Source organism: Weizmannia sp. FSL W8-0676 (genome assembly GCF_038593015.1).
GTDB classification, from domain to species: domain Bacteria; phylum Bacillota; class Bacilli; order Bacillales; family Bacillaceae_C; genus Weizmannia; species Weizmannia coagulans.
Genome location: NZ_CP151954.1, coordinates 1,148,132 through 1,162,457, shown reverse-complemented (window position 1 = coordinate 1,162,457; position 14,326 = coordinate 1,148,132). Strand labels below are relative to the sequence as shown.

Below are 14,326 nucleotides of genomic sequence, written 5' to 3'. Positions count from 1 at the left end.
ATCTTATAATGTACGTTCTGATATTCGGGCAATTTTGTAATATTTAACTTCATGTACAGCGGATGATCTCTGTCTTCGAACACAAACCTGTTTTTCCATTAAAAATAAGGAAGGGAGAAACACGATGAATACGAGTTACATGAATTTGGATAAAATACTGGATTTAAAGAAGTGGAAAAACCTTCAAGATTCTCTTTCCATTGTTACAAAACTGGCGATCATCATCGTTGACTATAAAGGAACACCCATTACGCGTCATAGTGATGTTCGCCCTTTCTGTAAAATGATGCGTGACAATCCAAATACAGCAAAGCTTTGTGAAAAATGTGATGCAAGAGGAGGACTGGAAGCTGTCAGAACAAATGCTCCTTATATCTATTTATGTCATTGGAATATTATTGACATGGCCATCCCGATTATTGTTGATGATCAGTATGTAGGCGCTATCATGGCGGGGGAAGTAAGGCTCGCTGACAGCGGAGAACAGCAAACGCTTGAACAAATGCTAACCGTTCCGGCAAAAAGACTTGCACAAGTTGATCAGAAAGAAGAGATAAATCGATTATACGATTCAATCCCGATTCTCTCTTATTCCGAAATTAAAGAAGCTGCTCAAATGCTCTATCGCCTGTCCAACTATATCGTCGAGGAGGCGATGAATAAAAATTTAATTTTAGAAGCGTATAAGAAAATAGCTCCGCTTAAAGAAAAAGCTGCAATGGATGACGTTGCAACCGGATATTCTTTAGATAATATTCAACATATAAAAAAAGAATTGGCAAATACGGTTACGAGCGCTTATGTAAAAACATCGCTCAATGATCACCTTGTTTGTAAAAACAAAACATTACAACCTGCCTTTGACTATATCTTCAAAAATAAAGGCGAAAAATTTTCGCAACAAATGTTAGCCGGTTTATGCCACATCAGCACCGGTTATTTCAGCCGGTTATTTGTGAAAGAAACGGGAATTAATTTTTCTACTTTTATATCCCTTCAAAAAATAGAATGGTCTAAACCATTGTTAGAGAAAACAGACCTATCTATTGCACAAATTAGTGATGAATTGGGATTCAACGAACCAGGATACTACATTAAGACATTTAAAAAATATGAAAATATTACCCCTAACGTATACAGGAAATACTATCAAGAAAAGTAAACAGGGCTTGCTGAATAAGCAAAAACTTCAAGTTTGACAAGGATTTCTGCTACTTTTGATTCTTTGATGACTCGATTTAGAAAGCGTTTGAATGCAAAAATCATCAACGAACTGAATGAGTGGATCGTTCCAGAAGAACAAAAACGCCAATTGGAAGAAGCATCTAAGGGAAAGGGCAACGATGATGATCATTATGATGTTTAAAAACGCATCCCTTGGCATTTAAAATGGACAAGGGATGCCCAAGCCGTTAGAGAAAAGGCAGAAAATACAGACATGAATCTGGCCGCAAGCCGGCATGTGTAGGAAAACAAAGAGCCAGCTTTTGTTGAAAATACTCCCCAAATTGACCTTCAACCTGCATTACCTGCTATTCATCTCCGTCACGATTTCTTTATATTTCTTTTCCGTCAAGCGGTAGAAAAAGCCGAAGACAACAATCGTTAAAATGGACAGTGCTGCCGGATAGATAAACATAAGCGCTTTGATACCAAAAATGGCGCTTGCGGACTGGACGGCATTCGGCACATATCCGGAAATGCTCAGCACAAACCCGGGAATAAACCCGGCGACAGCCTGTGACAATTTGCGAAAGAATGTAAAAAAGGAGTAGACAATACCTTCCGTCCGCTTTCCGGTTTTCCATTCCCCGTATTCCACGCAGTCGGAAATCAATGCCCAGTTCAGGCTGTTGACAAAAGCGTTTCCGAAAAAGGCGAGGCAGGCAAATACAATAAACAGAACGGCATTATGGGCAAAAAACAAAGCAAGCAGATCGGCAACCGCCCAAATGGCACAACCAAACATATACGTGTACTTTTTCCCGATTTTTCGTTGAACAAAAGGAGCAAGGGCAATCCCGAAAAAGGCGAAACCTATACTGAAAAAGCCCATATAAGAAACGATGGCGACATCGTGCAGGACATACTGGCAGTAATACACCTGGACGGCCAGTTTCACATTGTAGGCTGAAATGGTAAATAAATTGACCAGACTGACAATGAAAAGGGGCCCGTTTTTGGCAAGCGCCTTGTAGCTGTCTTTAACCGTATGGCTTGTTTTTTTCGGTTCCAGGTCAACATGGCGCTCTTTTATATGCTTATAAGAATAGATTTGCAGCAATATGCCGACCGTTGCAAAAATTGCAGCCGCCGCCGGATAACCGATTTTCGGATTGCCAAACAGGAAGACAACAGGCATAAAGCCAACCGTCGTAATGAGCAATCCAAGATTGGCGCCGGCTTGCCTGAAAGCGGACAATTCAGCCCGTTCATTGGCATTTTTCGTCATCGCCGGGGCCACTGAACCGTATGGTATGCTGGAAATACTGTAGATGGTGCCGAAAACCATGTATGTAGCAAAGGCCCAAATCACTTTTCCGTTTAATGAAAAATCCGGTGAAAGAAAGTTCGTCACCGTCATGAGCGCCAGCGGAACTGCGGTATACAGAATGAAGGGCCGGAATTTCCCCTTTGGCCCGATTTTTTTCCGGTGGTCCACAACCGTGCCGATGGTAAAATCCGAAAAAGCATCCCAAATTTTCGTCACTAAAAATACCATTCCTGCAATAGAGGCCGGGAGCCCGAGCGTATCCGTATAGAATTTGAGCAAATAGATTTGCCCGAGGTCAAACAGAAAATTATACCCGATATCCCCAGCACCGTATGCGATTTTTTCCTTCCGCTGCAATTCTCCTGTTTGCGTTACCGGCTTTTGGACCCCGGCATAATCGCCCGGCCGGCCGTCCTTCCTGTGAAAAGGCAGCCGCCCAGAAATGTTCCTTCAATGGACCTGTAGCCATGGACACCGCCGCCGCCAAATCCGGAAACCTCCCCCGCTGCATACAACCCGGGTATGGCATGGCCTGCGGAATCCAGTACTCTTCCGGATAAATCGGTTTGCAGGCCGCCTAATGTTTTTCTGCTTATAATATGAAGGCGCACGGCGATGAGCGGGCCATTTTTATGATCGAGTATTTTATGCGGCGGGGCAACGCGAATCCACTTATCCCCCAAATAATTCCGATGGCCCCGGATTGCCGTTGTAAAGTATTTCATCGATGCGGGTACCTGCAGCCGGCAAAAAGGAGACACCTTTCTTCTTCCGGCCGGCATAACATTGATGCTAACATTCGACACGAAATCGGAATATCCTTTTTAAATTAAGATAGAAAAACAACAGGCGATAAAAAAACTCTCCGGCCAACGCGCCCGGCGCAGACCGGGAAGGAGAAAGCGGAGTGTGAAAAGGCTACCCGGCTATGTGATAAATGTATTCCAACAAAGGATTCAGCTGTATCTTGTTTTACAAATTATAAAACGCTTTCATCACAAACAACAAAAGAAAGAGCAAGATGACAGCTCCGTAAAGGATCCCTCCGCTGAATCCAATTCTCATTGTTTTTCTCCCTAAAAGGGAATAGAAGCCGAAAATCTCACTTCTATTCCCGCAATTATCATTCGGACGGCAGCCCAATGTTTCATCTTTTCGTGCAAAGAACTTCCGTCTCCATCCGGGTGATTATACAGTACCGCTCCTGTTTGTTTCCTCCACTCCCGGTGGCGTTTGCAGCCGTTTCTCCACCTGGTCGCTTAGCAGCTTATACAATGTGGCGGCAACCGGCACACCGAAAAGCATGCCAACGATCCCGCCAAGGCCGCCCCCGATGATCACCGCCGCCAGGACCCACAAACCTGGCAACCCGATCGACGAACCCACTACCCGCGGATAGATAATGTTGCCTTCCACTTGCTGAAGCACAATAATGAAAACCAGAAAGAACAGCGCCTTCATCGGATCCACCGTTAAAATCATAAATGCGCCAAATGCGGCACCCAAATACGCGCCGACAACCGGAATCAAGGCCGTTGCACTGATAAATGCCCCGACCATGGCAGCATATGGAAAATGTAAAAGAAACATGCCTGCCGTACATAAGCAGCCTAAAATCACGGCCTCTACACATTGCCCGACAATAAAGCTTGAAAAAGTCCGGTTTGCCACCTTGAGCACATAATACAATCTGTCCGCCGTCTGCTTTTTCAAAAAAGCACGGACCACTTTATCCGCCTGAATAGCCAGCTTCTCCTTTGCCGCCAAAATATAGATGGCAAAAATAATGGCAATGACCAGGTTCATTACGCCGCTTGTTAAGGCGCCGGCGATGGAAAACGTCGAATTCAAAATGCCGGTCACCACTTTGGAAAGAGATGCGGTCAATTTTTTTGTGACTGCATCCAGATCGACCTGCAGGCTGGAGATGAACTTTCCGAGACTGGAGTACTTGCCGCTGTTTGACTGGAAATAGTCCAAGCTTTTCGTGTAAACGCGCGGAATGGCATCAATCAACACTGTAAAAGCCTGGATCAATTGCGGCACAATGATCAAAACCAGAATGGAAACAATGCCGAAAATCACCACAAACGAAAAAAGAATGCTGACGCCCCTCCGCGTTGCACGGATAAATTTGTTTTGCGCGTTCGGAAAATAAACGCGTTCCACTTTTTTCATTAAAATATTGAGCACATAGGCAATCGCAGCCCCGAGCACAAGTGGGAATGCAACATGCCAAACCGCCCCAAGCGCATCCAGAATCGTGCTGAAATATTTTACAAAAAGCACGGCCACAACCGCCAGCAGTATGTATTTGATCCATAAACTAAGTTTTATTCCTTTCATTTAATCCCTCCGTCTGATGCGTCCGTTTGTCTTATAATCCATTTAACTTGATTATACTTGAAAATAAAGGATTGCAGCAGACCAATTTTTATCATTTTTTCTGTGTTATACATGATGAGGCCTGATCAGATGGTTCCAGCACGTGAAATTCTCTTGGGTGGGAAAATGAAAAATGAATAAAACAGGGGATGGCATATGTTATTTACGAAAAATTACTTTAAAATTGGCGCTTTTCTATTGCTGATTGTATTACTGCTTTCAGGCTGCTCAGGAAGACGGGCAGGAGAAGCCAAAAGTCCGGGCCAGGCCAAGTGCTGCCAAAGGAGAGCAGGTTAAGTGACCAGGTTTCCCCAAACAGTGAACTGCCGGTAAATTTTGTTTGTATCCCGGGGCCTCCGGCTGCGTCAAAACTACCCTTCTGAACGTGATTGCCGGTTTTCAGGCGCCGGATTCAGGGAAAGTGATTATTGTTGGAAACAGGCATGCTAAAACGAGCCCGGATGTTGGCGCCGTTTCAGCAACCAAATTTATCCCTGGCTGTCAAATGAAAACAAACAGGCGATTTTTTCCATCCGGCAATTGCGAATGGAAAAACCGATGCTGATGTGCGTGCCTTCCAGCATAAAATGTTCGCCATTGGCACGCTGATGATTATGATCGTCTTCAGTATTATCATGTCATCCATGCTTTTGCTGCCGATGTACTGGCAGAGCGGAAAACTGGTAGCTGTCGCGCTTACCGGCATCCTTCTTTTGCCAGGGGGAATTGTAAACGGGATTGTGTCGGCTGTCTCGGGCAAGCTTTATGATCTATACGGCGCAAAATGGCTTGTCAGAATCGGGTTTCTGATCTGCATCGCAGCTGGTGCAATGTTTATCTGTGTCCAAACAACATCTTCTTTTCTTTTTGTGATTGCAGCGAATCTTTTGCTCATGGTCGGCGCTCCGCTTGTTATGTCCCCGGCGCAAACGAACGGGCTGAACGCATTGCCGAAAGAGATGTCCCCTGACGGCAGCGCAATTATGAATACCGCCCAGCAAGTGAGCGGCGCAATTGCCACTGCCTTGTCTGCCACATTGCTGGCTGCAGGCGAACACGCTTATACAGGAGCCGGCGGACAACATGCCGCAGCAGCGTTAACAAACGGCGTCCAGTACGGTTTTATGTTCACGCTCATCCTGGCAGTCATCGGATTTGCCCTTTCCTTTACCGTTCGAACCGTTGGGGTATTTGAAAAACCGCAGGACCAGCAAAGGAAAATGCAGTTGAAAAAAGAAACGGACTCCCCCTGTTGAGGAGCAGAAAACCCGTTTTAGCCTGATAAGCTAAGACGGGTTTATTAAGGTTTGCTGATTAAATCCGATTTGCCGGCAAGCTCTGCCTCAATATTACCAAATCATGGATCTGCGAAAGAGCCTGTTTTCGAGTAAAACGTGAAGTTCGCCCAGAGCTGCCAGATCCCCTGCCAGGCACCGGCTGATTCAGCAAGCCCTATTGATTTGCTGCTGTTTTTCCGCTTTCACCCGCATTATTATGAATCAGAAAAGAAGTTAAAAAGGCCAAAATGCTGCCGCAAAAGCCGAATAGAAACAAATGGTGAATGCCCTGCATATAAGTAGACCCGCTTGTCAGAAAGGCACCCATTACGGTCACGCCGATCGCCGTTCCCATGTTCCGGCAAAACATGAAAAAGGAAGTAGCTATCCCTTTTTCGTAGGCGCTCACCATTTGCTGGGAACCGATAATCCCGACCGTCGAAAGCAACCCGAACGCAGCGCCATGGACAATCATGACGAGAAAGACGTACCAGAACCCGTGGCCCGGATTTAAAAAGATCCAGCATAAACCAGAAACAAGCAAAAGCCCGTTCCCGATTAAAAGCAGCCGCCGGTAGCCGTACCGCAATATCCATTTTCCGGCGGGGACTGCAGCGGCCATCCAGCCGATCGATGACCCGAGCAGCGCAACCCCGCTCATGAGCAGAGACAGCCCTGTTACTTTCTGCAAAAACAGCGGCACATAGCTGGAAGCGCCAAACAATGCCACCGTCCCGATAAAGGAGTTGGCATTCATCCGGGCAAATGTCTTATTTTTAAACATCGAAAGCGGCACAATCGGGGAATCCTGCCTTTTTTCATAAAAATAAAAAAGGAGAAGAAAAAGGATTCCGGCTGCCGCAAACAACCAGTAGTTGCGGTGTACGACCGTGACCAAAAGCAAGAGTGTGATCGCAACCGCAAATAATGCAGCTCCTATGTAATCGACACGCGCTTTTTTCGGCGCGTAATGCTCGTTATACGGCAAAAGCGTTAAAAACGAAATGAGGCAGACTGGCAGGTTGACAAAGAAAATCCATCTCCACGTTAAATACGTTACAAAAAACGAGCCTAAAAGCGGCGCCAGGACAGCGGATAATCCCCACATGCCAGTAAACAATGCCTGGATTTTTCCGCGGTTTTCAACAGAAAACAGGTCTCCTGCGATAATGGCCGGAAACGGGACCATAAAACCTGCCCCAATGCCCTGAATAGCCCGAAAGACAATCAGTTCAATCATCCCGGATGACATGCCGCATAAAAGCGACCCGGCGAAAAAAAGCACGATCCCGGACCCGAACACTTTTTTCCTCCCGAACAAGTCGGACAACCGGCCCGCAATCGGGGATAAAATGGTGCTCGTGATCATATAGGAAGCAAATGCCCATGCGTACAAGTCAAAGTGGCCGAGTTCTTTTGCAATGACAGGCATTGTGGTGTTCATAATCGTTGCGTCAATCGATGACACAAGCATTGCCAGGACAATACTGACCATGACAAACGTTCTGCTCTTCATGAAACCCCTCCATTCACTTTCAACATTCCGGATTCTGTCACGATTTGCCGGACCGGAATATCATAAGATTCGCTGGGGACATGCTCCTTCAATTGGTACGAGTGGACCAAAGACACGGTCTGATTGGGAAAACCGGCAAGAAACCGGTCATAATAACCACCGCCAAAACCGATGCGAAAACCTTTTTTGTCAAAAACAAGGCCAGGAACGATGAGCAGGTCTATCGCCTGCTTCTCGATTTTTGCTGTTTCTTCCGGTTTCGGCTCGAGCAGGTTAAAAAAGCTTTTTTCCAATTGCGCGAAATCATCCAGCCTGTAAAAAACGAGCTCTTTTTCTTTTGGCACGCATTTTGGAACACAAATCGTTTTCCCCTGCGCCCACCCGGTTTCAATGATCCGCTTCGTATCCCATTCGAAATGTTGGGAGACCGTCACGCCAACCGTTCCGGCATTTTTCCACAAACCGGAGGAAAATAAAATTTGTTGCAGTTTTTCTTCTATGGCCTGCTTTTCGCTAAAATCCAGCCGCTTTAACCAGCCGATCATTTCTCTTCGTATTTCCGCCTTGTCCATTTTCTTCACCCCGGAACACCCATCAAAATTTGCGCTTTTCCATCTTACCATGTTTGGGCTGAAGTGGAAACGAAAATGCCCCCCGGGTGTATGAGACCAGAGGGGATTTTCTGATTCGCTCCCTTGGGAATGGCAAGTACTTTTTTCACTTTTTAAAATTCCCCGGTTATCCACGCCAAAGTGATTCGAGATTATTGTTGAATTCCACTTTCAACGGGTGCAAGAGGCAGCTTTTCCGGGATACCGAAGCTCCTGAACCCCGCTGGCAATGACAGTTGCTTAGCATCCTTTGCTGCAACAGAAAAAGCCCCCAAGCTGCATACGGCATGGGGGCTTTTTCTTATCTTTTTCCTGCATTTAGTTGTGCCATTTCTCCGAGATAGCGCCCGCTTTCCTTTATCATCCGTTCCTGCGTTTTTCGGTTTACGGCAATCAGGCCGAATTTCATAGAATAGCCGGATTGCCATTGTGATCAAATGTTGACTAGTTGCAGCAAACTGATGCCTGACTTCTCCCCTTTTTTCATTAATGGCCCCGTTCTATTTCCCGCTGGATTTTTTTGATTTCTTCAAGCGGATAATCGAGCATATCTGCGATCGTTTCGGGTGCGGTGCCTTTGCTCAGCATTTTTTTGATTGCTATTTGTACCCCTTCTTCGATTCCTTTTTGCCTGCCTTCTTCAATCCCTTTTTGTATCCCTTCTTTGAGCCCTTCCTCTCTTTCCCCGCGGATATTCGCAAGCTGGTCGCGCAAAAATTTCAGCCGGGCTTCGTACAATACTTTGTTTTCCCGATTGGCACTTAAATTTTCCCACTCTTTGATTGCGTCAAGCACTTCCTGCTCGTTCATCGCCCATTTCTCCGGTTCGGGGAAACCTCTTTCGGTGCCGGCAGGTTTTTTCGATTTGACCCTGCCCTTAGAACGGCCCGCTCATCATTCTGCCGCCCGCATTTTCGTAGTATTCGCGGCGGTTCCGCTCAATGTACTTGCTGAACCGCTTTCCTGCTGTTCCCGGATAGCCCCCTTTCACTCTATCCAGGAACGCATCAGGGGCTAACATCCATTTATCCCAGCCTGTGCCTGGCATTCCAATCCAATGACGGGGGAACCAAAAGGATTCCCAAAATGCGGAAATCCTAATTTTCCTTCACCGGAAGCTGGCATGGAATATGGCGGAAATTCTTATTCCCCCTTGTTCTTCTTCTCCTTTTCATGCACAATCATGCGCCAGTTTAAATCGCCGCGCATTAAGCCCTGGACGAGCAGTTCAGCTGTACCCATGTTGGTGGCAAGCGGAATCGAATAGACATCGCAAAGACGGAGTAAAGCGGTAATGTCCGGTTCGTGCGGCTGGGCCGTGAGCGGATCACGGAAAAAGAAAACGAGATCCATTTCATTTTTGGCAATCATTGCGCCGATTTCCTGGTCGCCGCCGAGCGGGCCAGAATTGAAGCGGGTAATTTTCAAATTGGTTTTTTCCATAATCCTCTTGCCGGTTGTGCCGGTCGAGTACAATTCATGGCCGTCGAATACCGGCTCATAGGCAACCGCAAAGTTTACAATTTCCTCTTTCTTTTTATCATGGGCAATAAAAGCAATTTTCAACTGGAAAACTCCCTTCTCCAAAAAATAACGTTACTACTATAATACGATAATATTATAAAAAAAACGAATGGCCCGTTTTCCAGGACCACCCGTTTTTTACCCTAGGCTTTCACTGGGATCATGCAGCATGGATTTGTACAATGCTTCGATTTCTTCCACGCTTATGCCGCGCGGGTTGCCGCCCGTATACACATCTGCATACACAACTTTTGCGAGATTCGGGATGTCTTCTTCTTTGACACCGAGTTATCAAGCAATTGGAATGCCGGCATTTTCATTTCATCATATAATTTTTTAAGAGAATGGCACGAAACTGTTGCGGACAAGTTCCCTGCCGATTGCCGCCAATTCATCATCCATGATGACGACATGGTCACTGTCCCAGCGCACCGGGCGGCTGACATGGAGCATAAGCCCTTTGCTAAAGAGAGAAAGGGCGCTTAGTTTATTGGAAATCACTTCTGTCGGATGGAAGTGGCCGGCATCAAGGCAGACCAGTTTGTTTCTTGAGATGCCATAGCCCATATAGAACTCATGGGAACCGGCTGTATAGGCTTCCGCACCGAGACCGAGCAATTTGCTTTCCACCGCATCTTCCGTATAAGCCGGATTGAGCGGTTCCGCAAAAATTTCATCGAGCGCTTCCATTAAACGCCGGCGCGGACCGAGCGTATCTACCGGATTGTCTTTATAACCGTCCGGAATCCAGAAATTATTGATGCTCGTTTGCCCTGTTTCTTTTCCGAAATACTCGGCAATTTTCCGCGTCCTTTTCCCGTGTTCCACCCAGAAATCCCGCACTGTTTTGTCAGGGGAGGCGAGCGTAAAACCGTCTTTATACATCGGATGCGAGAAAAATGTCGGGTTAAAATCAAGGCCGAGCCCCTGTTCTTTTGCCCAGTCCACCCACGAAGCAAAATGTTTCGGTTCAATGGTGTCAAGGTCGATTTTTTCATCCGTGTCCGCATAAATGGCATGCAGATTCAATTTATGCTTGCCCGGTATCAGAGAAAATGTTTTTTCCAGGTCTTTGCGCAGCTCGGAAGGCGTGTGTGCCGCCCCTGGGTAGTTGCCGGTTGCCATAATGCCGCCGGTCAGGTCGCCATCCGGATTTAAAAAGCCGCGGACATCGTCACCCTGCCAGCAGTGCAGCGAGATTTTAATCTTTTGCAAGTTTTCAAGCGCCGCATCTGTATCCACGCCGATTTCGGCATACCGCTGTTTTGCGGTTTCATAATTTCGGATGATCGCTTCTTTTTTTGCCATTCAATTACCCTAAAGGATTTGGAACGGGTGTGCCGCCTGAACAAGTACCAGCTCAGCAAGGAATTCACGCACTACATCGGCATCCCCCCGATTGAGTACTTAATCCATTTCCGGATCAACACCGCGAAAAGGCTGCTCCGCTACTCCAATAAAAGCGTAAAAGAAATTGCCCTTGACGTCGGCATTGCGGATACCCCCTATTTCAACCGGCTGTTCAAACGGAAAACGGAGATGACGCCGCTTGCTTACAGGCGGAACGGGTGACGGATCCCTGCTGTTTGCGTTGTCGTAATACTGGTTGGATTTGCACAATGTCAGCGGACGGGGATTCATTTTGATTGCGCTATCGACAAGTGTTCCTTTTTGCAGTTTGAATGGCACAACGCTGGTGGGATGGGATTTCCCTTGCTGTTTGCGCTGTATAACGGATGGTGCCTGAACGCAGAGCCCACTCCCGCCCTTACATTCATGCAGGCCGGACGTGGAACATTCGAATGGCATTCAAGTGAAACAGGGAGAAGTTTGTGGCCCGCTCCATTTTTCCATCGCAATGGCCGGGCCTGAGGAACGGCAAGAAAATGCTATTAGACGCCCATGCCGCAATGAATGCGGCACCAGCAGAAGAGTGAAAATCAGCCGGCGCATATTTTCAGGATAGAAAATGCTATTCTTCCACTTCTTTAATCACCATGTTTGGCAGTTCCCTGATCGCATCACGGATTCGTTTTGCTCGGATTTTCCCCTGGCCGGCAAAGCGGAGCAGGTTGTAAGCATATATGCCAAAATGCAGGGCAAGCGCATTCGTTTTTTTATTCCGGGAAGGCGGCTGTTTAAAACCAAGATCAAACATAAATTCCCGTCTCAGTGATTTACAGGCTTTCAGGTGTTCGCCGTAAAGCCTTGGCACAGCTTCCGGCGGGGTATCGAGCGTTGTCATGTACACATCTGCTTCATACTCTGGAATCAGAAGGATTTGCCCGTTTTTATCAATGGTTGTTTCAATGAGTTTAAAAACATAATAGGCTGGTTTTTTTGCCCCGGCTGCCGTAATGGGTTCCGCAACAGACCCAAAGTAAACGTTTTTTCCTTCCCGTTCGGTTGAGCATGTGCCGTATTTCCGTGCAGTTTCCATCCAGGTGCCGGCATCTGTCTGCAGTTTGATCACAAAATCAATGTTACGGTCCAACAATTTTTCCATCATTTCGGATCCTTCTTTTGCCTCGAGCCGCCAAAGGAAAGGCCCTTCCGCCAATTGTTCAGCAGCACGGACCGTCACGCTCGTTTCTTGTCCAAAGGAAAGGCAGTACCCTTCCTTTCCAATAAAAGCAAACGGCTTTGAAACATCTACCGGGATAAAACTTTTGCCTTGTATGGTCACCGGGTTGATAGGTGCACCAGCCTTGCGAAGTAGGTGAAGAGATTCATCAAGGATGATCTGTTTCCATTCTTCTGATAAAGCTGCTTCATCCAGGCGGTGCTCAAGGACAGCCGGCGAGGGAACTCTTTCCAATTTTAAAAAGGTACGGAAATCACAATCGCTCCGCAACGGTTCAATTTCAGCAAACTTATTTTTCCCAAGGCAAAGCAGCCCGATATAAGACTTCGCGATGTCCCCGTTTGAATAGCCGGGATTCCTTTTAATCGTTTCTGACTTGGCACTGTTCAGCCTTGATGCGAGATGCGTCTGGCTGATAAGAAATTCTACGATGCCCATTCCGAATTGATCGCTTATTCTTTCACTTGTTTGCTCAATCCGTAAATTTTTCATCTGTTCACCTACGAAAATTGATATTTATATTATACAAAAAGTTGCTTATAATGGGTATGAAGTCTGAATTTTAGAAAGGATGTGAACGATGCTTTTCAAGGAAAGGAAAACTTCACTTGAGTATGCTCTTTTAAAGTCGCTGAGCAGCCGGATGAAACTCCATGAAAAAGACCTTCAGTATCTACGGAATTTGGAAAAAGGTGACGAAGGCGAGCGGTATTTTGACTCTTTAACAGGAGCGCTTACATGTGATTGTTTTGTACTGAATGATTTGCGCCTTTCCTGCAACAATGCTACGTTCCAGATTGATGCCCTCATGATTACCGGCGAAACCATTTACCTGTTTGAAGTGAAAAATTATAAAGGGGATTTTTATTACGAGCGGGACAGGATTTTTACAAAAAATAATAAGTCTGAAATCAACAATCCACTGCTTCAGGTCAAACGTTGCGAATCGCTTTTCCGGCAGTTGATTCTCTCGCTTGGTTTCAATATGCCGGTCTCGGCTTCCGTTGTTTTTGTAAACCCCGAATTTACCCTGTACCAGGCACCCCTAAGTGCGCCATTTATTTTTCCGAATCAGTTAAAACGGTATATGAAAGATTTGAATGCAATTTCTGCAAAGCTGAGCGGAAAGCATAGAAGGCTGGCAGAAAAGCTATCTTCGCTGCATATAGAAGAATCGTCTTTTCTTCATTTGCCGAAATATGAGTATGATCAATTGCGGAAAGGCATTGTGTGCGACACTTGTAGTTCTTTTTCCTGTGCGGTAAAAGGGCGTTCAATGATTTGTGAGGATTGTGGACATGCTGAATCTGTTGAGGCCGCGGTCCTCCGCAGTGTCAGAGAATTTCGGATGCTGTTTCCAGAGCGGAAGATTACAACAAATGATATTTTTGACTGGTGCAGGATTGTGGACTCGAAAAAAAGGGTGAGCAGGATACTGGCAAAAAATTTTAATAAGTTCAGAGGTGGAAGGTGGTCTTACTATGAGTAATTGATGATCACAAACTTATGAATTACAAATTCTACCGGGGGAAAAGCATTTGGTATTTTAACACTTCAAAAAGACCAAATATGCTCTGTTCCCCCGTTATTTTTGTCCTTTTGAACACTCCAAAAGGACACTTTGTTCCGGTCAATGGCTCCTTTTGTCCTTTTGAATGCTCCAAAAGGACGATTGCTCCGGTCTACGGCTCCTTTTGTCCTTTTGACAGCTTCAAAAGGACATTTTGTTTCAGTTCACGGCTCCTTTTGTCCTTTTGGCAGTTTCAAAAGGACATTCCGAGCCCAGATACAGCTTGTTTTGTCCTTTTGACAGCTTCAAAAAGACATTTTGGACCCCGATGCAACGCGTTTTGTCCTTTTGACTGCTTCAAAAGGACATTTCGGGACCGGATGCAACGTGTTTTGTCCTTTTGGCAGCTTCAAAAGGACATTCCG

At 46.1% G+C, this 14,326-nt stretch carries 14 protein-coding genes and 2 pseudogenes; 5 read left to right on the top strand and 11 right to left on the bottom strand.

What is annotated here, in order from left to right; translation table 11 throughout:
* The first annotated feature begins 124 nt into the window (after positions 1 to 124).
* Together NST20_RS05595 and NST20_RS05590 are read left to right on the top strand one after the other, a co-directional pair.
* Complete coding sequence (locus tag NST20_RS05595) at positions 125 to 1,162, top strand: PocR ligand-binding domain-containing protein (protein WP_342400237.1); 1,038 nt, start codon at positions 125 to 127, stop codon at positions 1,160 to 1,162.
* Between the two features lie 66 nt (positions 1,163 to 1,228).
* Positions 1,229 to 1,366 carry a hypothetical protein gene (locus tag NST20_RS05590; protein WP_218832535.1) on the top strand — a complete coding sequence of 46 codons (138 nt, stop codon included), beginning with the start codon at positions 1,229 to 1,231 and terminating at the stop codon, positions 1,364 to 1,366.
* Positions 1,367 to 1,525: 159 nt separating this feature from the next.
* On the opposite strand, the gene NST20_RS05585 is transcribed toward NST20_RS05590, so the two are convergent.
* The 3 genes and pseudogenes from NST20_RS05585 to NST20_RS05575 all read right to left on the bottom strand — a co-directional run bounded on the left by NST20_RS05585 (position 1,526) and on the right by NST20_RS05575 (position 4,840).
* Positions 1,526 to 2,851, bottom strand: coding sequence for a glycoside-pentoside-hexuronide (GPH):cation symporter (locus NST20_RS05585; protein ID WP_342400236.1), 1,326 nt, complete (start codon positions 2,849 to 2,851; stop codon positions 1,526 to 1,528).
* Between the two features lie 14 nt (positions 2,852 to 2,865).
* Positions 2,866 to 3,204, bottom strand: a pseudogene (locus NST20_RS05580) (FAD-binding protein); the annotation flags it as partial.
* Positions 3,205 to 3,682: 478 nt separating this feature from the next.
* Positions 3,683 to 4,840: an AI-2E family transporter gene (locus NST20_RS05575; RefSeq protein WP_342400235.1), complete on the bottom strand. Its 1,158-nt coding sequence runs from the start codon at positions 4,838 to 4,840 to the stop codon at positions 3,683 to 3,685.
* Between the two features lie 605 nt (positions 4,841 to 5,445).
* On the opposite strand from NST20_RS05575, the gene NST20_RS05570 reads away from it, so the two are divergent.
* Positions 5,446 to 6,135 carry an MFS transporter gene (locus tag NST20_RS05570; protein ID WP_342400234.1) on the top strand — a complete coding sequence of 230 codons (690 nt, stop codon included), beginning with the start codon at positions 5,446 to 5,448 and terminating at the stop codon, positions 6,133 to 6,135.
* Between the two features lie 196 nt (positions 6,136 to 6,331).
* Here NST20_RS05570 and NST20_RS05565 read toward each other — a convergent pair whose 3' ends face one another.
* The 7 genes and pseudogenes from NST20_RS05565 to NST20_RS05535 all read right to left on the bottom strand — a co-directional run.
* Complete coding sequence (locus NST20_RS05565; RefSeq protein ID WP_237349167.1) at positions 6,332 to 7,672, bottom strand: MFS transporter; 1,341 nt, start codon at positions 7,670 to 7,672, stop codon at positions 6,332 to 6,334.
* Positions 7,669 to 8,295, bottom strand: a complete 627-nt coding sequence (locus tag NST20_RS05560; protein WP_328013617.1) for a 5-formyltetrahydrofolate cyclo-ligase — start codon at positions 8,293 to 8,295, stop codon at positions 7,669 to 7,671. The genes NST20_RS05565 and NST20_RS05560 overlap by 4 nt, the downstream gene beginning before the upstream one ends.
* Positions 8,296 to 8,584: 289 nt before the next feature.
* Complete coding sequence (locus NST20_RS05555) at positions 8,585 to 8,692, bottom strand: hypothetical protein (RefSeq protein WP_110139056.1); 108 nt, start codon at positions 8,690 to 8,692, stop codon at positions 8,585 to 8,587.
* A gap of 77 nt (positions 8,693 to 8,769) precedes the next feature.
* Positions 8,770 to 9,093, bottom strand: a complete 324-nt coding sequence (locus NST20_RS05550) for a hypothetical protein (RefSeq protein WP_035181861.1) — start codon at positions 9,091 to 9,093, stop codon at positions 8,770 to 8,772.
* A gap of 67 nt (positions 9,094 to 9,160) precedes the next feature.
* Positions 9,161 to 9,304, bottom strand: coding sequence for a hypothetical protein (locus NST20_RS05545; protein ID WP_164931347.1), 144 nt, complete (start codon positions 9,302 to 9,304; stop codon positions 9,161 to 9,163).
* 122 nt (positions 9,305 to 9,426) lie between these two features.
* Entirely contained in the window at positions 9,427 to 9,849 is a 423-nt protein-coding gene (gene mgsA / locus NST20_RS05540; RefSeq protein WP_013859011.1) for a methylglyoxal synthase, read from the bottom strand.
* Positions 9,850 to 10,164: 315 nt separating this feature from the next.
* Positions 10,165 to 11,115, bottom strand: a pseudogene (locus NST20_RS05535) (L-rhamnose isomerase); the annotation flags it as partial.
* A gap of 27 nt (positions 11,116 to 11,142) precedes the next feature.
* On the opposite strand from NST20_RS05535, the gene NST20_RS05530 reads away from it, so the two are divergent.
* The gene (locus NST20_RS05530; protein WP_041818925.1) at positions 11,143 to 11,379 is read left to right on the top strand and encodes a helix-turn-helix transcriptional regulator; all 237 of its coding nucleotides are present in this window, start codon (positions 11,143 to 11,145) and stop codon (positions 11,377 to 11,379) included.
* A 400-nt stretch (positions 11,380 to 11,779) separates the two neighbouring features.
* On the opposite strand, the gene NST20_RS05525 is transcribed toward NST20_RS05530, so the two are convergent.
* The gene (locus NST20_RS05525) at positions 11,780 to 12,883 is read right to left on the bottom strand and encodes a transposase (protein ID WP_265115413.1); all 1,104 of its coding nucleotides are present in this window, start codon (positions 12,881 to 12,883) and stop codon (positions 11,780 to 11,782) included.
* An 88-nt stretch (positions 12,884 to 12,971) separates the two neighbouring features.
* Here NST20_RS05525 and NST20_RS05520 point away from each other — a divergent pair, with 88 nt between their 5' ends.
* Positions 12,972 to 13,880: a nuclease-related domain-containing protein gene (locus NST20_RS05520; RefSeq protein WP_237349162.1), complete on the top strand. Its 909-nt coding sequence runs from the start codon at positions 12,972 to 12,974 to the stop codon at positions 13,878 to 13,880.
* Positions 13,881 to 14,326: the final 446 nt, after the last annotated feature.